Origin of the sequence: Bacillus sp. FSL K6-2944, from assembly GCF_038005385.1 — a bacterium.
GTDB lineage: Bacteria > Bacillota > Bacilli > Bacillales > Bacillaceae_G > Bacillus_A > Bacillus_A cereus.
The window spans coordinates 1,998,095-2,019,269 of record NZ_JBBOTE010000001.1 but is presented as its reverse complement, the minus strand read 5'-3'; the positions used below and the strand labels follow the sequence as shown (position 1 = coordinate 2,019,269).

Genomic DNA, 21,175 nt, shown 5'->3' with positions numbered 1-21,175 from the left:
AATCGTATTACGATTTTTCTTCTTCTTTAATAAATTGCTGCATTGTTCTCTCAGCGATTTGAAGTGCAGTAGTAGAAATATAATAAGGTTTACTATTCGGATCTTTATCTGCACCTTTTGTAATTTCGTTTAATTCAGCCATCAATTGATGAAACTTTTTCACCCACACTTGAAATTGTTCTGGCGTAGCATCAAATTCCCAGCAGGATGAAACGTAATTCCACTTAGCTGGATCTTCACTTGCATTTCGTAATGTAAAAGCTTCTTCTGGTGCAGCGAGAATTTGGCTTTTCGTTCTTTCTATCATTTGTAAAAAGATTTGGCGACCTGATTCGCTTAATATTTCTAAATGAGGTAATAGATCTGCAGCAGGGGTGAAGCCTTTAGCGACAGATTGATAAAACTTTTGAACAATCCCATTCTTTTCTTCTGTATAAACGATCTCTATAAGACCATTCTTTTCTAATTCTTTTAAATGATAATGAATTTTCGCCCTTGAAATGCCGAATTTCTCAGATAGTAATTGTCCAGTATAAGGACGTTCGCATAGACGTATCATCATTTCGGAACGTAGTGGATCGCTTAATGCTTTTAGTTGGCTATAAGTAGTTAGTGTTAATACGGGCTTCAAAATGATCAACTCCTTAAATGAAATTACTCGGTCAAGATTATTTGACTGAATTGTATCAAGGATTTCAATTATTTTCAATACTTTCTGAAAATTAAATCTTAATCTCTGTAATCTTCTGTTCATATTCCGTTCATATTTCTTTTTTATGATAAGTGCATAGAAAGAAAGAGGAAGGAGCGAGCGAAATGTTTTTAGCTCTGCGTGAATTAAAACAATCAAAATTAAGATACGGATTAATCGGATTGATTATGGTGTTATTATCATTTTTAGTCCTTGTTATTTCAGGATTAGCAAATGGATTATCATATGATAATGCTTCATCGATTCAAAATATGGAGGCAAATAAGTTCGTTTTAGCAGATGATGCGGAAAATAAATTACTTCGTTCACAAATTAAGAAAGACGATGTAGATAACGTAGTAAGTCAAGTAGGCGAGAAAGAGGCAGTTCCGTTTCGGGTGAAAGTTTCAACGTATGAAAAGAAAGATAGCTCGAAAAAGGTTGATATCGCTATTTTCTCAAGCGAACGAGATTCATTTTTAGAACCGAACATTGTAAAAGGGGAGAAATTAGGTACAGCAAACAACGAGATGGTTGCTGATGAATCGATTAAAGAGAAGGGAATCGATATTGGAGATACAATTATCGATCCTGTTTCAAAGAAAGAATTTACAATCGTCGGATTTACGAAAGATCAAATGTTTAGCCATACACCAGTCGTTTATGTAAATGAAGACGTATGGGGATCTATTTCACAACCAAACCAAAAAGATTATAGTGCAATTGCACTTAATACAGATAAAGAAGTAAAAAATGCACACGTAATTGACAAAAAAGAAGTGCTACAAAGTATTCCAGGATTTAAAGAAGAGCAAGGAACGTTAACGATGATTATTGCGTTCTTACTTGTAATCGCTGCATTACTAATTGGTGTATTCTTCTACGTCATTACACTGCAAAAAACACAGCAATTAGGTGTATTAAAAGCAATTGGTACGAAGAACTCGTATTTAGCAAATAGTTTAGTCGTACAGGCGTTATTCTTATCAGTCGTTGCGATGGTAATTAGTATCGTTCTTGTACAAGGATTAGAACAAATTTTACCAGCAGGTATGCCGTTCTTATTAACAACACCGATGATTGCACAATACACAGCAATCTTTATCGTAATTAGTATTTTAGGAACACTTATTTCGTTATACCAAGTATTAAAAGTTGATGCATTAGAAGCAATTGGAGGCGGGATGTAATGACTTCATTATTAAAATTAGACAAAGTAAGTAAAGTGTACGGAGAAGGAAATACGGAAGTAACAGCCCTTCATCCGATATCACTTGATGTGAAAGCTGGAGAATTTATCGGAATCGTCGGTCCTTCTGGATCAGGGAAAAGTACGTTATTATCGATCGCGGGTGCTTTATTATCACCGTCAAAAGGAGATATTTACATTCGTGAGCAAAATATTACACAGTTATCAGAAAAGGAAATGACAGATATTCGTTTGAAAAAAATCGGTTTCATTTTCCAGTTTGCAAACCTTGTTCCATATTTAAATGTGAAAGAACAATTACTTTACATTGCTAAGTTAAAAAAAGAAAGTAAACAAGAATCAGAAAAGCGTGCGGATCATTTATTAGCGGCATTTGGATTAGGAGAAAGAAAAAATCATTATCCAAATCAACTATCTGGTGGGGAAAAACAAAGGGTAGCAATTGCTCGTGCGTTCATGAACAACCCAGATTTAATATTAGCGGATGAGCCAACGGCAAGCTTAGACTCAAAACGCGCACGTGAAGTTGTTGAAATGATGAAACGTGAAGTGAAAGAGAGCCAAAAAGCAGCAATTATGATTACACATGATGAAAGAATGCTTGATGTATGTGATCGTATATTGACGCTTCGAGATGGACAGTTAATATAAAGAAAAAGGCCAACCGTATATGCGGTTGGCCTTTGTATCATTGTTTTTAATAAGTATAATGGCTTTATTTTGAGAATAACGTTTTAATTTTATTGCGTGTTATTAATAAAATCCCGCCTAATACAGATAGCATTCCTAGAGCCATATTGTTTGATTGCTCGCTACCAGCGTTAGGAAGTTCTTTAGCGTTATTGTTTTTAGTACCATTATCTGCTTGCGTTTGTTTAGACTGTGATACTTCATTAATCTTGTTATCAACATTTTGCTTCGTTGTATGTAACTCAGCTAATTTGTCGTCAATTTTTTTCTCAGTATGCTTAAAGTCGTTGATTTTAATATCTAAGTCTTGTTTTTTCTTTGTTAAATCGTCTGAAACAGTTTGTTTCGATTGTTTAATTTCGTTAATTTTATTTAGTAAATCTTCTCTAGCCTTTTGTAATTCAGCTAGTTTGTTTTTTACATCTTGTTTAGCTAGTTCTAAGTTAGCGGAAAGACTGTCTAAATTGCCTTTAATTTTCTTAAGTTCCTCTAACGTGTTACCAGTATTCGGCTTGTTTTCTTTTAGTTCAGCGAGTTTGTCTTCAGCAGTTTGTTTCGCTTTCTTTAACTCAGCTAATTTTTCATCTACTTGTTTTTTAACTTCCTTAAGTTCATTAACCTTTTGATCAATGTTCTCTTTATGTTGCTTCATTTCATTCACTTTTTCATCGACAGTTTGTTTATGTTCTTTAATCTCATTCACTTTGTTATCGATATTTTGTTTATGCTCTTTTACTTCAGCAACTTTATCTTCTACTTGTTTTTTATGCTCTTTAATTTCAGCGATTTTATCTTCGGCGATTTGTTTGTCTTGCTGAAGTTTTGCATCTAACTCTTGTTTATGTTGTTTAATCTCGTTAATCTTTTCATCAGCAACTTGTTTACGTTCATGTAGTTCATTCACCTTAGTATCAACATTTTCCTTAACTTTGTTAAGTTCATTTAATGTTTGATCCACGTTTTCTTTGTGTTGCTGTAATTTCGCATCTAACTCTTGTTTATGTTGCTTAATTTCAGCTAATCGATCTCCCGTACTTTGCTGAGGAGTAGCATCATTTACTTCCGCATGAGCAGAGTTCGCGCCAGCAATCATTGCTAAAGCTAGTGTAGACGCAGCAATTGTTTGTTTTGTTTTCATATTTTTGTACCTCTTTTCTTTCATATGCATGAGCTGTTTTGTGTAAAATTGAGCATATAGAAGTAGATTCTTCCATCATTATATACCATCTGCGCCGTCTAGAGGAAGTATTTGCATAATAATCTATGATTATGTAATTTTTATAATCTCTTATTTCGGATAGGGGAGAACTCTTTAGCAAGATGGACAATTTTTAATATAGTAGAGTTTCCATCCTTACTGTTACGAATAACAAACAAATAATCAACCTCGTTTTCTATAGGATCTACTACATCATCGTGAAGTAATTCAGTTTGTTGTCGATCAAGTACTTCTTTGAAACTAGAATATCCACCTCTAAAAATATTCGTACTTCGCGTGCTTCGAGCCACTCTTTTGTAAAGTACATCATCTGGAATGTCAAAATGAACTAATATGCGTACATATTCATTCTGTGGAAATAATTCGTTTAGTAAATAGAATCTTCCGTTTTTACTGCGATTGGAATTACAAATAATAAGGTGTAAATTTGTATGTTCTTTCGCATAATCAACAATGAATTTAGAAAGACAGTGCTTAAATGTATTAGGGCCTTTAGCCGGCTGTAATTTTTCGTGATGCGTGTTAATAAATTCAGCTTGATTATCTTGATCCATAACGAAAGAGTGGGGTAACTCTTTTTCTAATGCTCTTGCAAATGTAGTTTTTCCACTGTGTGTTTTTCCAACTGTAATGATAACTAATCTTTTCATGACGCCCTCCATTTGTGTTGTTATAAACTGGAATATTCGGTGTAGATCGAAATCTTCCTGCTAGAGATTACACAAATTATTGGAGAGTTAGTAGGCTGGAAATTTGACAAAAAAACTTATTTGTGCTATAATTTACCAATATAAAAATAAGGTGTATAATAGGGTTCTCCTGGCCAGGGGAACCCTATTTTTGTTGTGAAAATGAAGGAGAGTGTATGTGCGTGAAACAAGGTGAAGCAAGTGTAACGTCGTTAGTATCAGCTTTCAGCAGGGCATATCATAGTGAATTTGATAATCCGAAAATCTTTGATGATTATGTAGCTAAAGAGTTCATTTCACAAAAAGAACGTAACAATATTGAAACGAACATGGTTCAAGGGATTCACTTTTTCAATACAGACATTGCAGAGCAGTTTCAAGACAATCCAAAAGAAATATTAAAATGGATTACGCAAGTTCAGTTATCGCCAACACCTTTAGCACGTGCCGCATATTGTGAAAGAGTATTACTACATGAAATTACATTAGGAGCGAAACAATACGTCATACTCGGTGCAGGCTTAGATACGTTCAGTTTTAGACACCGAGAATTAGAAAATAAAATAGAAATATTTGAAGTGGATCATCCTTCTACACAGGCGTTTAAGAAGGAAAGAATAAAAGAAGTAGAACTTGAAGTTCCAAAAAACCTTCATTTTGTTTCAATGGATTTTACGAAAGGATTTTCCTATGAACAGTTACGCAATGAAGGATTTGAACATAAAAAGACTTTCTTTAGCCTTTTAGGTGTTACGTACTATTTAACGAAAGAGGAACTTGCTAGTTTATTAGAATGTTTATTCGAGATGGTTCCGGCAGGTAGTTCTATCGTTTTTGATTATCCCGATGAAAATTTGTTTACGGAAAAGGGACTGTCCAATCGAGTTGAAAATGGCTGCGGTAGGCGGAGAACCGATGAAATCATGTTATTCTTATGCTGAAATGGAAGCACTGTTAGAGAAGGCGGGCTTACTCATTTATGAGCACTTATCACCAGAGGATATAAATACATTATATTTTGCCGGAAGAAATGATTATTTGAAAGCTTTCGAGACGGTACATTATGTGCATGCGGTGAAGAGGTAGGAAATTAACAGGCATGGAGAGGAATCTCTGTGTCTTTTTTTATAAAAAAGGAAATGAGATGTAGTGGTGGGAAATATATTTATATAATATGTATGAATTGATTTTTTGTAGAAACTAAAGGAAAGGGGAAATAGAAGATGTTGAAATTACAAGGGAAATACAACGAAGCGAAAGTGTTTACTACGAATGTAGAAAAAACTGCAGCAGGTCAAATTATTGATCTTTGTAACCAAGAATTCGTAAAGGATAGCAAGATTCGTATTATGCCAGATACACATGCGGGTGCAGGTTGTACGATTGGGACAACAATGACAATTCAAGATAAGATTGTTCCTAATTTAGTCGGGGTTAACTAATCGGCTCAGACTTTAAACTACTCACTCAATTGACTGGGAACCCTAACGATAAAAGGCGAGGGCAATCAGCAGCCAGTGGTTATGGTGACATAATCGAATGGTTCAGAGACTTGTACCATGTTAGCAGACTAAGGTACAGAATTATTCCTCATCCATTTTGAATTGAAGAGGAATAATTAATACGGTGAGCCTACAGTAGAGACTGCATATCTCGATGACTGTAGAGAAGGTATAGTCCACTCTTTCAGGAAACTGAGAGGTAAGTACGATATTGGTTGTGGCATGGAAGTTGTTATGATTAATAAGAAAAAAGAGGAAATCAACTTCGATCACTTAGACGAAACGATACGTAAATTTGTCCCAAGTGGTTTTCGTATTCGAGATAAGGAACATAGATTTTCAAAAATGATTGATTTTGATAGTGTAAGAGCCCCGTTTACATTGCAACGTGCTCAAAAAAGTATTGGTACACTTGGCGGGGGCAATCATTTTGTCGAACTGAATGAGGATGATAAAGGAAATGTATACATTGTCATTCATAGTGGTTCGCGTAATTTAGGGAAACAAGTAGCAGAGTATTATCAAAACTTTGCTTACGAGCAACTTATAAACGTTAAATCTATTAAAGAAGAAATTATTGAGCGTTTAACGAAAGAAGGTAGACAACAAGAAATACATGAAGCTTTACGTGAAATTAAGAAACCGGTGATTCGCAAAGAATTAGCTTATTTAGAAGGACAAGGATTTAAAGATTACATGAATGATATGAAAATTGCTCAAAAATATGCGGAGTTAAATCGTAAAGCAATGATTGATGAAATCGTCACTAAAATGGATTGGAAAGTAACCGATCAATTCACTACAATTCATAACTACATCGATATGGAAAATATGATTCTACGAAAAGGTGCCATTTCAGCTCAGAAAGATGAACGAGTAATCATTCCAATTAATATGAGAGACGGTTCTATCATTGCATTTGGTAAAGGGAATCCAGATTGGAACTTTTCTGGCCCTCATGGAGCAGGACGTATTATGAGCCGTAAGAAGGCGAAAGAAGTACTTAACTTAGAGGATTTTCAAAATACAATGGCAGAGGTTTGGACTACATCTGTTGCAGAAAGTACTTTAGATGAAGCACCAATGGTATATAAGCCAATGGATGAAATTATTGAGAATACAAAAGAAACAATTGATATTAAACATATTATTAAGCCACTTTACAATTTTAAGGCGAATTAAAAGAGGAGTAATGTTTATTAAAGAAAGAGAACTTGAAAAGATAGCATATTTTGTGGCGGTTATATAACAGAGATTAAAAAGACAACATATTAAACTAAGAGATTCATCATATTCATTTACATGTATGTAATGTAAAAGGCTAGAAAGCTAGATTGGCGCGAATTGCTAATTGTGGAGTATGTAAAAAAGACAAAATCTCTTAAAAAACACTTAATTTTTTATTCCATTAATCTTTACAATCGCCCCCTATAATGTGAATTGGACAAGCACCTAAGAGAAAGCAGAACATGTCAGTTTGTACTTTCTATTATTAGGGGGGAGAATTTGTATGAAAAAGACAGTTGCTTCGTTAGCAGTTATGGCGGCATTATTACCGACGTTTTCAGCACATGCGGAAGGGAAAGAGCAAGCCCGAAAATCAGCTACAACTTTTAATGTTATTAGTGATATTCAAGGTGATTTAGGGGATTTTGATCATGTGCTAAAAGATATGAACAAAGTGACGCCACTTTCTAGAGCGCTTATTATGAATGGGGATATAACGCCGACTGGACAACAGTCACAATATGATGATGTAAAGCGTGTGTTAAATAAAAATAAGCATCCAGAAAATGTATGGTCTACTGTTGGGAATCATGAGTTTTATGCTGGTAAATGGACAGCAGATGGGAAACTTTCTCAAAGTACATGGCCAAATGGTGTAACGGAAGAAACACTATTTGGTCGCTACTTACAATTTAGTGGACAAGAAAAGGTATATCATAAAAAAGAATTAGATGGGTATCCACTTTTATTTTTAGGAACTGAAAAATATATGAAATACCACGATTCAAAAATGTGGGACGAAGTATATATGAGTGATGAGCAATTAGGTTGGTTAAAACAAAATTTAGAAGAGTACAGTCAAAAAGATAAAAATAAGCCAATCTTCATTTTCTCTCATCACGTTTTACCTGATACAGTATCTGGATCAAGGCAATCGCCGTACTTACAAGATTATTTAAACGTCGATAAATTGTACGATATATTAAAAGACTATCCGCAAGTTGTTTTCTTCACGAGTCATACGCATTGGGATTTAAACTTACCTGACTGGGCTGGTAAAAAGAAAATTAAAGGCGGAGATGAAAAAGGTTTCACTGTTGTAAATACGGGCGGGATTGAAACAGGCTGGATGTCAGCAGGACCAAATGGAGGAGAGAAAACTGCTCCAGATGGCTATTCATTTAAACAAGGGTTACAAGTGAAAGCATATGGTAACGATGTAATTGTGACAGCTTACGATTACAAACGTGATAAGGATATAAAGAAGTTATTAATTAGTGATTCAAAAATTGCGCAGATGGCACCAAATGTAACGGCAGATGATAGTAAAAATATAATTGTCGGTGCAACTGAATATATGGAGTATTCTATAGAAGGAACGAATGAGTGGCATACGTATAGTAAAGCAAACCCTCCGAATTTTGATGGGGATAAAGTCGTATACGTACGCCACAAAGGTGAAATGAATTTAGAGCCGGGATTAACACAGTTACTTCGTTTTTCGGTCAATAAGTGATTGGAGGGAGCCCACATTTGAATGTGTGGGCTCTTTTTTTGTTGATGAGAAAGGGGTTGCCTGGCTGTCGTTTTTTGTCGATAGATCGATATATTAAGAAAATCGTTGATATACTGCAAGTTACGATCGATATATTTGAAAAATCGTTGATATATTGTAAGTAATGAACGATATATTTAAAAAATCGTTGATATAAATTTCATGTACCGTAATTAAGTTAAAATCATTAATACGGTTTTACTTATCAAAATGAAATTCTAATACATTTTTAACCGAGAAAGATGACTTCACCATTTTTACGTGTAATAATAGTAACGTTACATATATTGTGAAAGAAGTACAAAAGGAGCGTTACAATGAATTTAGCTAAATTCCCGAGAAAAAAATATACAGAATCATATACACCAATTGAAAAGTTAAACAATTTTTCTGAAGCACTTGGTGGTCCGACTATTTATTTTAAACGAGATGATTTACTTGGTTTAACAGCCGGTGGCAATAAGACGAGAAAGTTAGAATTTCTAGTTGCAGATGCACAGGAAAAGGGTGCAGATACGTTAATTACAGCTGGTGGTATTCAGTCAAATCATTGCCGCCTGACACTTGCTGCTGCGGTAAAAGAAAAAATGAAATGTATTCTTGTATTAGAGGAAGGGCTTGAGCCAGAAGAGAAGAGAGACTTTAACGGAAACTATTTCTTATATCACTTATTAGGTGCTGAAAACGTCATTGTTGTACCGAACGGAGCAGACCTGATGGAAGAAATGCATAAAGTAGCAAAAGAAGTAAGTGAAAAAGGAAATACACCATATGTAATTCCAGTTGGTGGATCAAACCCTACAGGCGCTATGGGATACGTTGCTTGTGCACAAGAAATTATGGCGCAATCATTTGAGCAAGGAATTGATTTCAGTTCAGTTGTTTGTGTAAGTGGTAGCGGCGGTATGCATGCTGGTTTAATTACTGGTTTTTCTGGAACACAAAGCCATATTCCTGTAATCGGGATTAATGTAAGTAGAGGAAAAGCTGAGCAAGAAGAGAAAGTAGCAAAACTTGTAGATGAAACTTCAGCACACGTTGGTATTCCAAACTTTATCTCGCGCGACGCTGTTACGTGCTTTGATGAATATGTAGGACCAGGCTATGCGTTACCAACGCCGGAAATGGTAGAGGCAGTTCAGTTACTTGCGAAAACAGAAGGTATTTTACTTGATCCAGTGTATACAGGTAAGGCAGTAGCGGGATTAATCGACTTAATTAGAAAAGGTAAATTTAATAAGGAAGACAATATTTTATTCGTACATTCAGGTGGTTCACCAGCTTTATATGCGAATACGTCTCTATTTGCGTAAGTGTAAAAAGCATTGGGTATCCAATGCTTTTTTGTTATATACTGGACTATTTGAGCTGCGGACCAATTCTATCACTTTAATTAACTAAAAGAAGAACTTCCCCATCCCGATTAAACTACTGATCATTCCTATTCCACTCATGGTGCCTTTTCCTGCTGTAAGTAAGTTTCCAAGCAGTCCTAGCTGACCGTTACCTCCGTTATTTCCCCATCCTATTGGGGCCCACGGACCACCCCATCCTGGAGGGTTTCCAAAAACACCCGAGTTATTGGTATTGAAATGAAAAGGCTTGGCTGGCGGCGATAGTAAAGCTGCAAGATGACCTTGTGCGAACATCCCTGTATGATTGAATGGTTGCGCCCAGGGGAAGGGAGGTTTTTGAAAATTAAAACCTGCATGACCTGGTAATGGAGTCCAATTAGCAGGGTGACCTTGTGGTATTATCCCTGCATAATTAATTGGCTGCTGCCCCAAAGAGAAGGGAGGAGGTTGGGGATTGAACCCCGTATAATTGGCTGATGAATCCCAACTAACTTGATAAACTCGGTAACTCCAATTCTCAGGAAGCTTCAAATCATTCATTACCTCAAATTTAGTTATTTCGGGCTGTGAATATAATGAAATTTTGTTATTATATTGTTCCCCGTTTCCCTGTGACTTCAAATACCAATATTGGTGCATACGCTAATTCCCCTCACTTTAAAAATGTAATGTTAGACTTAGCCTATGTAATATTCCTTTTTTTGGATGGTTACATAACTAGATCTACAAGCCTGTATTTAAAGGAATGGGTGCGTGGTCTTGTTGATTTTTCTCACTGCCTGTAAAATTCCCATTGATTTAAAGTTTCACTTTATTTTAGAAGGGGATTTTCAGTTGCTTATTTTGTGTATTTCAGCCTAATTTAAATTCCGTTAACAAACGTTTTTATAAAGGTTTCATCAACAAAAAGATTTTAAAATGGTATGTTGAGCAAGTGGAATTGCTAAAAAGAGAATATCCATTCGAAGAGTTTGGCAAAATACTGCAAGGGTAATGTTTTCTTGTGCAAATATGTAAATGATTTAAACGAATCAATGAAATTTATAATGAAGGGGCAATTAAATATATGAGTGAAACATTACATAAAAGAAAACCACCATATTTAATGCTTGTAATCCTTTTTATTGGGGCATTTGTTTCATTTCTAAATAACTCCCTTTTAAATGTAGCCTTGCCATCAATAATGAAAGATTTAAACATTCAAGATTATTCAACGATCCAGTGGCTTTCTACAGGGTATATGCTTGTAAGTGGTATATTAATTCCGGCATCAGCATTTTTAATAACGCGTTTTTCAAATAGGAGCCTATTTATTACATCTATGGTGATTTTTATTCTTGGTACTGCCTTAGCGGCTGTAGCACCGAACTTTGGTTTATTACTTACTGGTCGGATGGTTCAAGCGGCAGGCTCTTCAGTTATGGGGCCTTTGTTAATGAATATTATGCTAGTAAGCTTTCCGAGAGAAAAAAGGGGAACAGCAATGGGGATTTTTGGACTAGTTATGATTACAGCTCCAGCAATTGGACCGACACTATCAGGTTATATTGTAGAGTATTATGACTGGCGTTTGCTGTTTGAAATGATTTTACCGCTAGCAATCATTAGCTTACTGTTAGGGATTTGGAAATCTGAGAATGTCATGAAACAAAACAAAAATGCAAAACTTGATTATCTCTCATTACTATTATCTTCTGTCGGTTTTGGCGGTTTGTTATATGGATTCAGTTCTGCAAGCTCCGATGGTTGGACAAATAAATTTGTCTTAACAACCTTAATCATAGGCGCTATTGCCCTAATTGCTTTCATTATTCGTCAATTAAAAATGGATGAGCCGTTATTGGATTTACGTGTTTACAAGTACCCAATGTTTGCACTTGCGTCTGTAATTGCAATTGTTAACGCGGTGGCCATGTTTTCGGGTATGATTTTAACACCAGCTTATGTACAAAACGTCCGTGGTATTTCGCCGCTGAGCTCTGGGCTGATGATGCTTCCAGGTGCGGTTATAATGGGGATTATGTCACCAATTACAGGTAAACTATTTGATAAATATGGTCCTCGGATTCTTGGCATAGTGGGGCTTTCCATTACAGCTGTTTCAACTTATATGTTGGCAAGTCTGCAAATTGACTCTAGTCACACACATATTATTCTTATCTACACACTGCGGATGTTTGGGATGGCGATGGTTATGATGCCACTTATGACAAATGGTCTTAATCAATTGCCAACTCGCTTAAATCCGCACGGTACAGCTGTTAATAATACGGCTCAACAAGTGTCCGGTTCGATTGGTACTGCTATTCTTGTTACGATTATGAACTCTGTAACAAAAACAAAAGCTGAAAGTTTAATGTCTCATATAGATCCAACAACCTTTACAGAAACTACGAAGGCAATAGTAACTCAGAAGGCTTTATTATCTGGAATTCAATATTCATTTTATGTAGCGCTTGGCATGAATGTTGTTGCACTACTATTAGTTTTTTTCGTTAAACGTGTAGATACAAGTGCGGAAGCTGTCGAGAAGTTAAATCGGTAGAGAAGAATAAAACGTTAGATAATGATTCCTACAAGTTGTTTGCTGATTAGATAAACTATAAAGAAATACAAATTTTTGCTACTAAGGCGCCGGTATTTAAAATGGGAAAAGAACTGAAAGAAGCAGTGACATAATTATATAGTGAAAGAGGACCTGATGTTCATATCAGGTCCTCTTTCATTAGTAACACGGTATATTGCTTATTGTATTGGTTTAACTAAACCACTGATTTTTCAAATACTACAATCTTAAGCTCGTCAACTTCTCTATTTTGGGGTGTTTTAGAAGAAAATAAATCAAAATAATCGTTTTTATAAACAAATACAAGAGATGAGATCCGTTTGCAATTTCTCATAAACATTACAAGTTTAGATTATCTTTTAATACCAACATTAAAAGGCTCCAACTATATTTATTCGCTTCATTTTAATTTAGTATTTTTCTACAAGTTATAAATCTAATTGCCAAGCTTATACGCAATATCATAATCATGAATAGTTAGGGAAAAGATAAAATAAGGTAATCAATTACATATCTTTATTTCATGCTTTTTTGAAAGGGTGTTTTTAATGGAAAAAAAAGTATCTGCCATTCCTCAGCCGAAAACATATGGACCGCTGGGTAATCTCCCATTAATCGATAAAGATAAACCGACCCTATCCTTTATCAAGATAGCGGAAGAGTATGGTCCCATTTTTCAAATTCAAACTTTAAGTGATACCATCATTGTCGTTTCTGGACATGAATTGGTAGCAGAAGTTTGTGACGAAACACGGTTCGATAAAAGTATAGAGGGTGCTTTAGCAAAAGTTCGTGCCTTTGCTGGAGACGGATTATTTACTAGCGAGACTCACGAGCCTAACTGGAAAAAAGCTCATAATATTTTGATGCCTACATTCAGCCAACGGGCAATGAAAGATTACCATGCCATGATGGTCGATATTGCTGTACAACTCGTTCAAAAATGGGCACGGCTTAATCCGAATGAAAACGTAGATGTTCCGGAGGATATGACTCGTCTTACGTTAGATACAATTGGTCTATGTGGTTTTAATTACCGATTCAATAGCTTTTATCGTGAGACACCTCATCCTTTTATTACTAGCATGACCCGTGCTCTAGATGAGGCGATGCACCAATTACAGAGGCTGGATATAGAAGATAAACTCATGTGGAGAACGAAACGTCAATTTCAGCATGATATTCAATCTATGTTTTCTTTAGTAGATAATATTATTGCTGAACGTAAAAGTAATGGGAATCAGGAAGAAAATGATTTACTTTCCCGTATGTTAAATGTGCCAGATCCGGAAACTGGTGAAAAATTAGATGATGAAAATATTCGTTTCCAAATTATCACTTTTTTAATAGCTGGACATGAGACAACAAGTGGATTGTTATCTTTTGCAATTTACTTTTTATTAAAGAATCCGGATAAGTTGAAAAAAGCCTATGAAGAAGTAGACCGTGTTTTGACAGATCCTACTCCAACATACCAACAAGTTATGAAACTGAAGTATATACGGATGATTTTAAATGAATCGCTACGTCTATGGCCTACCGCTCCAGCATTCAGTCTCTATGCAAAAGAAGATACAGTTATTGGCGGGAAATACCCAATTAAGAAAGGAGAAGATCGTATTTCTGTTCTTATTCCACAGCTACATAGGGATAAAGATGCATGGGGAGACAATGTGGAAGAATTCCAACCTGAACGATTTGAAGAGCTGGATAAGGTTCCTCATCATGCTTATAAGCCATTTGGAAATGGCCAGAGAGCATGTATCGGTATGCAATTTGCACTTCATGAAGCCACTCTTGTAATGGGAATGCTTCTTCAACATTTTGAATTAATCGATTATCAAAACTATCAGCTGGACGTAAAACAAACATTAACGCTAAAGCCCGGTGATTTTAAGATTAGGATTCTACCCCGAAAACAAACTATTAGTCATCCTACTGTTCTTGCATCTACAGAGGACAAGCTGAAAAACGATGAAATTAAGCAGCACGTCCAGAAGACACCTTCTATTATTGGGGCCGATAATCTTTCACTTCTTGTTCTGTATGGCTCGGATACAGGTGTAGCAGAAGGTATTGCAAGAGAATTAGCAGATACAGCTAGTTTAGAAGGAGTTCAAACGGAAGTGGTAGCTCTTAACGATCGAATTGGAAGTTTGCCAAAAGAAGGAGCGGTACTTATTGTGACTTCTTCTTATAATGGAAAACCGCCAAGTAATGCAGGGCAGTTTGTGCAATGGTTGGAGGAACTAAAACCAGATGAGCTAAAAGGGGTTCAATACGCAGTTTTTGGTTGTGGAGATCATAATTGGGCTAGTACCTACCAACGGATTCCAAGATACATTGATGAGCAGATGGCTCAAAAAGGAGCAACAAGATTTTCTAAACGCGGAGAAGCAGATGCAAGTGGTGATTTCGAGGAACAGCTTGAGCAATGGAAACAAAACATGTGGTCTGATGCGATGAAGGCGTTTGGATTGGAGCTCAACAAAAATATGGAAAAAGAGCGCAGTACTTTGAGTCTGCAATTTGTTAGTCGTCTTGGAGGATCTCCTCTTGCACGAATATATGAAGCAGTTTATGCATCTATACTAGAAAATCGTGAACTCCAATCATCCAGCAGTGATAGAAGTACACGACATATCGAGGTATCTTTGCCAGAAGGCGCTACATATAAAGAAGGAGACCACCTTGGAGTGTTGCCAGTTAATAGCGAGAAAAATATCAACCGAATTTTAAAACGTTTTGGATTAAATGGGAAGGATCAAGTTATACTGAGTGCAAGTGGACGAAGTATAAATCACATACCTTTAGACAGTCCTGTTAGTTTATTGGACCTTCTTAGTTATAGTGTTGAAGTTCAAGAAGCAGCCACTCGAGCACAAATACGAGAAATGGTAACATTCACAGCATGTCCTCCTCATAAAAAAGAATTGGAAGCATTATTAGAAGAAGGAGTTTATCATGAACAAATATTAAAGAAACGGATTTCAATGTTGGACCTTCTTGAAAGGTATGAGGCTTGTGAAATCCGATTTGAACGCTTTTTAGAACTTCTTCCTGCGCTCAAACCGCGTTACTATTCTATTTCAAGCTCTCCACTCGTTGCACACAATCGTCTGAGCATTACGGTCGGTGTTGTTAATGCGCCTGCATGGAGTGGGGAAGGGACATATGAAGGAGTCGCTTCTAATTACTTAGCTCAGCGTCATAATAAAGATGAGATTATCTGTTTCATTCGAACGCCACAATCAAACTTTGAATTACCTAAAGATCCAGAAACACCAATTATTATGGTTGGGCCAGGTACTGGAATTGCACCATTCCGTGGATTCTTGCAAGCGCGTCGTGTTCAAAAGCAAAAAGGTATTAACTTAGGACAAGCGCATCTATATTTTGGTTGTCGTCATCCTGAAAAAGATTATCTCTATCGTACAGAATTAGAAAATGATGAAAGAGATGGATTAATCTCTTTACACACAGCTTTTTCTCGTCTAGAGGGACATCCAAAAACATATGTACAGCATTTAATAAAACAAGATAGAATCAATTTAATTTCGTTATTAGATAATGGAGCTCATCTTTATATATGTGGTGATGGAAGTAAAATGGCTCCGGATGTAGAAGATACCCTTTGTCAAGCATATCAAGAAATTCATGAAGTCAGTGAACAAGAAGCAAGAAATTGGTTGGATCGTGTGCAAGATGAAGGGCGATATGGAAAAGATGTTTGGGCTGGTATATGAATGTTTCTTAATTAGTTACGTATTAACTAATGAATTTCTTTCGAATAAATTTCACTTTATTAGTATAGTGTATTTAGATGAATAGTGATTAACCGGACTATTTAGTATCTACTAAATAAAAAACAGGACCTGATATTCATCTATCAGGTCCTGTTTCACATAGACATTATATATGGATATTTTCCACACATTATCAATGTTTGTAATGTAGTTAGTCTTGTGGGTCAGCAATAAAATCAGATATTATTTTTTCAATATCGAAAGGAGTAATCCCTTTATCCAAAGAAAAAATGCTTTCTGCTTCTTCGATGTCTTGAACGAGTTCACCTCTAGCTTCAATATGTAATCGGAACAAGTCATATAAATTCGGTTTAACTAAATTAGTTAAAGCCTTTCCAACAAGTATCATACCTTTTTGATTAGCCTCGATGGTATTATCATAAGTTAGATCTCTTGTAAGAGACAAATCTGTCCAAATCAATTTTCGTTCCTTTAAGTCTAAAATAACTGGAATAGAGATTTGGGTGTCGGCAGTAATATCCACTTTATCTTGAACAGTAGAAGGTTCAAATATTTCACCTGAACCAGGATATTGACGAACCATCCAACCAGTAAAGCATTCTGGTAAATCTTTATATGGTTGGTCTGTGTAAGAAAGCAAAGTCATAACTACATAGCGTCCACCATATTTCAGCACAGACGGAATATCGAAATCAATGAATTCAGATGCTCCCTTTGGTGCAGAAGTAATATCTCCGCTATGGTAGGCTTTGAAATTTTTTGAACGTAAGTTCGTGAAGGATACATGTTCTTTGTATTGCCAATCTTCGTCGTACATTGCAGCAGACAAATCAATGTCAACACGTCCTGTATGTTGTCCATTCACATAGCCTTCTTTCCACCATAGGAAAAAACGAATCGTATCTCCTTCTGGCAAATCTACTTTACTTCCTCGAGATAATGTGCGAAGCGCTTTGCTGGCTGAACGTTGAGAGAAGGGAACTAAGTGATTTTTTAACTGTTCATCCAAAAATACTTTTCCGAGACTTGGAAGTTCTGCGAAGCGATTTTTTAAAGTATCTTCACACATTTTTACAATCATTAAACAAATATCCTCTGAGATAAATGGAAGTGTATTTTCAATACCTATAGCTTTTGCTACATTTCCCTTTGGAAAAAAGGTGCGAAATTCATTTTTATCATTTCGATGCTTAAAATGAGCCGTGAGTTGAAGTAATACAGGAGTAGAAACGTCTCCTATTATACTTAGAAACTCTTCGAGAATATTGAAAACATCTGTTGACGTATCACTACATAAACGGATTAAATGATCCAAGCGTCTGGCAAATTCCCCCGGGCGAGTTTTTAAAAGATTTTTCGCTGTCATGATATCACGATTCAACAAAGCTGCTTCTATTTTTCCATTAAATGTTTCAACTTTAATGTTGTTGCGAAGAATCTCAAATGCTCGGTGGGTTTTTGGGAAACGAGTATGATATTCTGCTGGATGAAGAATTTCACCTAAACGAATCCAACGTTTTTTGTATCGAAGCATATCTTCGGTAATGTTTCCGCATTGCTCTAACAATCCTAAAAGGAAGCGTCTTTCTGCTCGGTTAAACTTCTTGAATCGAACGGAGGATGCTAAACTCACATCGCCTTCAGATAAAGCAACTGCAAGGCGAAGAACATCAGTTGCTGTTTTAAAATACTTTGCAGCAGCATCGGCTGATATTTTTCTGTTTATTAATAAAACCCCAATTATAAAAGACATATTTTCCTTATGAGGGATTACATTAGGTAGAAAACAGGAAACATCTTCAGTGTGTGTAATAGCCCATTCTACATCTGTCTTATCAGTTGAGGAAATAGAGCTGTTTGCACGAATCAATTGAGAAATCATTTGATTGAAATCTTCTTCACTTCCTAAGTCAATCACTTTCAAATCAACGCTATCTAAAAGAGGAAGTCGTTCTTCTACTTTTGATACAGGTAGGCGCAACGTCACATAATGAATAACGGCATTGATGTATAAATCAGCGTCACTTAAATCCATCATTTGTTGCGGAAAGTTTGGATACATAGGAGTAAACTGAATATGTGCACCAACCATTTCTTTTAAATGTTTTACCAACTCTTTGTAAAACGATGTGAATGCACCAACCGAAAGTGTTTGCAACTCTTCTATTAAAGGCTCAGAAAAAGTAAATCCTAAACTTTCCAAGTTTTTTAAAACAGTGGCTAAATACATGTTCGGTAGTTTATTTTCTTCTCTTTTTATAATTACTTTCAAACTTCTTCTTATGTAAATAGAATTTTTCATGAGAACGCCAGCTATTCACTCCTTATAAAAGAGGGGAATAGTCTGACTGTCCTCCTTTCAGTGGTAGATTTTTATTTTTACATGCATAAACACACTAATTGTAGAGAAATGCACTGAGGGTATAAAGCTATTTTTTAGTGAAAAATTAGGGGTATAACATTTAGTTGTTAAGTGGTAATTTGTTAATTAAGAAAAGAAAACCTCTACATCAATGGTTGATAAACTAAAGTTTATTCAATCCCAAAGAAGAAAGAGGTTTTATAGTCTAATTATTTTTCATAGGGAATTGACAATTCTAAAACAATTTGAAATTTCTACAAAGAAGGAAGAATTGTCATAGCCTATGTGTTTAGCAGGAAAGTAACATCCCTATTTCGCCAAAGAAGTTAGAAGGAAGGAACGTCATAGCCTGCTCTATTAGTATATTCTCATGCGAAGAGCAATTCAAGTATACTGTCTGATTTTTTATATTTTTCTTAAAGGGGAATTTTCATGTTTATCCCGCATTGACGGGTAGCCCGATTGGTGAGGGGGATTAAAGTTTCACTTTATAAATAGGGAGATCATCACATGCCCTTTTTATAATACAATTACGGGAGGATTTTTATTTTTGATATATTATACCATTTATTTGGTGGTATAATATGGTATTGGTTCTGTGGAATGGAGTTGAATGAGTATTATAAATACAAAAGGTGAAATTAAAAAAACGAAAAGAAAAGTATTACTAACTATACTTACTATGTTAGTAATTATAATTGGATTTGGATATTGGAAACTTTTTAGTTTGCAAGGTGTTCCAAAAGGGGAATTAATTCGAACAGTGGAATCTCCAGATGGAAAATATCTCATCAAGACTTATTTTCATAATGCAGGATCATTAAGTGCGGATGCTGTTAGGGGTGAATTAGTTAACCTTGATACAGATTCAGAGAAAAATATATATTGGAATTATCCAGATACCGATCCATATATTGAATGGGTAAATAAGAATATTGTTAGAATTGGAGATCAAACTTTAGATATTTCACAGAAAGAAACCTATGATTGGCGTGATGATGATGAGCACGTTAAAGAAATGCCTAAACAGTTTAGTAGATAAAACAAGAAAATTTAAATGTATTTAATCTTATTCGTTTAACTATAGATAGGATTATATGAGTGAAAAAGTCCATTTAGATCTTCTAAATGGACTTTTTTAGGTTTCTAGATACGACTACTGATAAAAATGGAACAAACTTGTTACTTAGGTTGTCTATTAAGTATACGTATAAAACAGGTGTTCATGATAGTTCAATCATTTGATGAAAAGTGAGATGCAAGAAGAGTGATATCCGATACACTCTTTAATTGTATCGATATGTATAACACCTAGAAAAACTATATATTCTTGAAAGAGGTTGAAAATGTATGATAGTCTTAAACAAGTTTTTTAACATTTTACATTACAAAAAGATGGTACCTGTAGTATTTCTTTCATGTGCAACGCTTATAGGCTGTTCCGATGGCAATACTCAGTCTGAATTACCTAAACAAACAAAACAAACAAATCAAACCAAACAAGAAACTACTGGTAATGATTCTTTTGCTAAACTTGAAAAAGAATTTGATGCTAAACTCGGTATTTATGCATTGGACACTGATACGAATCAAACCGTTACGTATCAATCAGATAAACGGTTTGCATACGCATCTACCCACAAAGCTTTAGCTGTGGGAGTACTTTTACAAAAGAAATCAATAGAAGATCTAAATCAAAGAGTTTTGTATACTCGTGAAGATCTTGTTAATTACAATCCAATTACAGAAAAGTATGTTGATAGGGGTATGACTCTGAAAGAGCTTGCAGATGCTTCCCTTCGATATAGTGATAATACTGCCCAAAATCTTATTCTTAAACAATTAGGTGGACCTAGTGAATTCAAAAAATCACTGAGAGAAATAGGAGATACCGTTACAAATCCTGAACGTTTTGAACCAGAGTTAAACGAAGTGCATCCAGGAGACGTACATGATACTAGTACCCCAAAGGCATTAGCTACTAGTCTTCAGGCTTTTGCGCTAGGAGATGTACTTTCAACTGAGAAACGGGATTTATTAATAGATTGGATGAAAAGGAATACTACGGGAGACAACTTAATTCGTGCTGGAGTTCCAGGAGGATGGGAAGTAGCTGATAAGACTGGATCAGGATCTTATGGAACCAGAAATGATATCGCAATTATTTGGCCACCAAATAAAAAGCCAATTGTTCTTGCGATACTTTCTAATCATGATAAAGAGGATGCTAAATACGATGATAAGCTTATTGCAGAAGCAACCAAAATAGCGCTGGGTGTCTTAAAAGCTAAAAATAAATAATAATAGTATTAGTTATTGAAATTTTCTTGTTTTTTAGTCAC

At 35.5% G+C, this 21,175-nt stretch carries 15 protein-coding genes and 1 pseudogene; 11 read left to right on the top strand and 5 right to left on the bottom strand.

What is annotated here, in order from left to right; translation table 11 throughout:
- Window positions 1-7: 7 nt before the first annotated feature.
- Window positions 8-631: an ArsR/SmtB family transcription factor gene (locus MHH55_RS10145; protein ID WP_063246255.1), complete on the bottom strand. Its 624-nt coding sequence runs from the start codon at window positions 629-631 to the stop codon at window positions 8-10.
- A 185-nt stretch (window positions 632-816) separates the two neighbouring features.
- Between MHH55_RS10145 and MHH55_RS10140 the strand changes: the two genes are divergently transcribed.
- Window positions 817-1,881, top strand: a complete 1,065-nt coding sequence (locus MHH55_RS10140) for an ABC transporter permease (protein ID WP_078186537.1) — start codon at window positions 817-819, stop codon at window positions 1,879-1,881.
- A complete protein-coding gene (locus tag MHH55_RS10135; protein WP_000202597.1) occupies window positions 1,881-2,552 on the top strand; it encodes an ABC transporter ATP-binding protein in 672 nt (223 codons plus the stop codon). The genes MHH55_RS10140 and MHH55_RS10135 overlap by 1 nt, the downstream gene beginning before the upstream one ends.
- A 64-nt stretch (window positions 2,553-2,616) precedes the next feature.
- Here MHH55_RS10135 and MHH55_RS10130 read toward each other — a convergent pair whose 3' ends face one another.
- Window positions 2,617-3,729 carry an LPXTG cell wall anchor domain-containing protein gene (locus tag MHH55_RS10130; protein ID WP_078186538.1) on the bottom strand — a complete coding sequence of 371 codons (1,113 nt, stop codon included), beginning with the start codon at window positions 3,727-3,729 and terminating at the stop codon, window positions 2,617-2,619.
- Window positions 3,730-3,869: 140 nt separating this feature from the next.
- Entirely contained in the window at window positions 3,870-4,460 is a 591-nt protein-coding gene (locus tag MHH55_RS10125; protein ID WP_078186539.1) for an AAA family ATPase, read from the bottom strand.
- A gap of 215 nt (window positions 4,461-4,675) precedes the next feature.
- Between MHH55_RS10125 and MHH55_RS10120 the strand changes: the two are divergent.
- The 5 genes and pseudogenes from MHH55_RS10120 (at window position 4,676) to MHH55_RS10100 (ending at window position 10,096) form a co-directional block, all read left to right on the top strand.
- Window positions 4,676-5,585: pseudogene (locus MHH55_RS10120) on the top strand (class I SAM-dependent methyltransferase).
- 137 nt (window positions 5,586-5,722) lie between these two features.
- Window positions 5,723-5,941, top strand: a complete 219-nt coding sequence (locus MHH55_RS10115; protein WP_000916240.1) for an RtcB family protein — start codon at window positions 5,723-5,725, stop codon at window positions 5,939-5,941.
- Between the two features lie 282 nt (window positions 5,942-6,223).
- Entirely contained in the window at window positions 6,224-7,183 is a 960-nt protein-coding gene (locus MHH55_RS10110) for an RNA-splicing ligase RtcB (RefSeq protein ID WP_017657535.1), read from the top strand.
- 328 nt (window positions 7,184-7,511) lie between these two features.
- A complete protein-coding gene (locus MHH55_RS10105) occupies window positions 7,512-8,744 on the top strand; it encodes a DUF4073 domain-containing protein (protein WP_060851926.1) in 1,233 nt (410 codons plus the stop codon).
- Between the two features lie 356 nt (window positions 8,745-9,100).
- Entirely contained in the window at window positions 9,101-10,096 is a 996-nt protein-coding gene (locus tag MHH55_RS10100) for a D-cysteine desulfhydrase (protein ID WP_078186540.1), read from the top strand.
- Window positions 10,097-10,180: 84 nt separating this feature from the next.
- Here the strand turns inward: MHH55_RS10100 and MHH55_RS10095 are convergent, their stop codons facing one another.
- Complete coding sequence (locus MHH55_RS10095) at window positions 10,181-10,777, bottom strand: hypothetical protein (protein ID WP_000554419.1); 597 nt, start codon at window positions 10,775-10,777, stop codon at window positions 10,181-10,183.
- Window positions 10,778-11,204: 427 nt separating this feature from the next.
- Between MHH55_RS10095 and MHH55_RS10090 the strand changes: the two genes are divergently transcribed.
- Both MHH55_RS10090 and cypD read left to right on the top strand, forming a co-directional pair.
- Window positions 11,205-12,683: a DHA2 family efflux MFS transporter permease subunit gene (locus MHH55_RS10090; RefSeq protein WP_000005108.1), complete on the top strand. Its 1,479-nt coding sequence runs from the start codon at window positions 11,205-11,207 to the stop codon at window positions 12,681-12,683.
- 569 nt (window positions 12,684-13,252) lie between these two features.
- The gene (cypD, locus tag MHH55_RS10085; protein ID WP_074555304.1) at window positions 13,253-16,450 is read left to right on the top strand and encodes a bifunctional P-450/NADPH--P450 reductase; all 3,198 of its coding nucleotides are present in this window, start codon (window positions 13,253-13,255) and stop codon (window positions 16,448-16,450) included.
- Window positions 16,451-16,661: 211 nt separating this feature from the next.
- Here the strand turns inward: cypD and MHH55_RS10080 are convergent, their stop codons facing one another.
- Window positions 16,662-18,773, bottom strand: a complete 2,112-nt coding sequence (locus MHH55_RS10080; RefSeq protein WP_100655062.1) for a TerD family protein — start codon at window positions 18,771-18,773, stop codon at window positions 16,662-16,664.
- 673 nt (window positions 18,774-19,446) lie between these two features.
- Here MHH55_RS10080 and MHH55_RS10075 point away from each other — a divergent pair.
- Window positions 19,447-19,875 (top strand): DUF5412 domain-containing protein, encoded by a 429-nt coding sequence (locus MHH55_RS10075; RefSeq protein ID WP_048657193.1) that lies wholly within the window; start codon window positions 19,447-19,449, stop codon window positions 19,873-19,875.
- A 308-nt stretch (window positions 19,876-20,183) separates the two neighbouring features.
- Window positions 20,184-21,134, top strand: coding sequence for a class A beta-lactamase (bla, locus tag MHH55_RS10070; protein ID WP_016512586.1), 951 nt, complete (start codon window positions 20,184-20,186; stop codon window positions 21,132-21,134).
- Window positions 21,135-21,175 lie beyond the last annotated feature (41 nt).

Coding starts and splice junctions, on each gene's coding strand:
- MHH55_RS10090 (WP_000005108.1), top strand. CDS start 11,205: ATGAGTGAAACATTACATAAAAGAAAACCACCATATTTAATGCTTGTA.
- MHH55_RS10110 (WP_017657535.1), top strand. CDS start 6,224: ATGGAAGTTGTTATGATTAATAAGAAAAAAGAGGAAATCAACTTCGAT.
- MHH55_RS10130 (WP_078186538.1), bottom strand. CDS start 3,729: ATGAAAACAAAACAAACAATTGCTGCGTCTACACTAGCTTTAGCAATG.
- MHH55_RS10115 (WP_000916240.1), top strand. CDS start 5,723: ATGTTGAAATTACAAGGGAAATACAACGAAGCGAAAGTGTTTACTACG.
- bla (WP_016512586.1), top strand. CDS start 20,184: ATGATAGTCTTAAACAAGTTTTTTAACATTTTACATTACAAAAAGATG.
- MHH55_RS10140 (WP_078186537.1), top strand. CDS start 817: ATGTTTTTAGCTCTGCGTGAATTAAAACAATCAAAATTAAGATACGGA.
- MHH55_RS10100 (WP_078186540.1), top strand. CDS start 9,101: ATGAATTTAGCTAAATTCCCGAGAAAAAAATATACAGAATCATATACA.
- MHH55_RS10135 (WP_000202597.1), top strand. CDS start 1,881: ATGACTTCATTATTAAAATTAGACAAAGTAAGTAAAGTGTACGGAGAA.
- MHH55_RS10105 (WP_060851926.1), top strand. CDS start 7,512: ATGAAAAAGACAGTTGCTTCGTTAGCAGTTATGGCGGCATTATTACCG.
- MHH55_RS10095 (WP_000554419.1), bottom strand. CDS start 10,777: ATGCACCAATATTGGTATTTGAAGTCACAGGGAAACGGGGAACAATAT.
- MHH55_RS10075 (WP_048657193.1), top strand. CDS start 19,447: ATGAGTATTATAAATACAAAAGGTGAAATTAAAAAAACGAAAAGAAAA.
- MHH55_RS10080 (WP_100655062.1), bottom strand. CDS start 18,773: ATGAAAAATTCTATTTACATAAGAAGAAGTTTGAAAGTAATTATAAAA.
- cypD (WP_074555304.1), top strand. CDS start 13,253: ATGGAAAAAAAAGTATCTGCCATTCCTCAGCCGAAAACATATGGACCG.
- MHH55_RS10125 (WP_078186539.1), bottom strand. CDS start 4,460: ATGAAAAGATTAGTTATCATTACAGTTGGAAAAACACACAGTGGAAAA.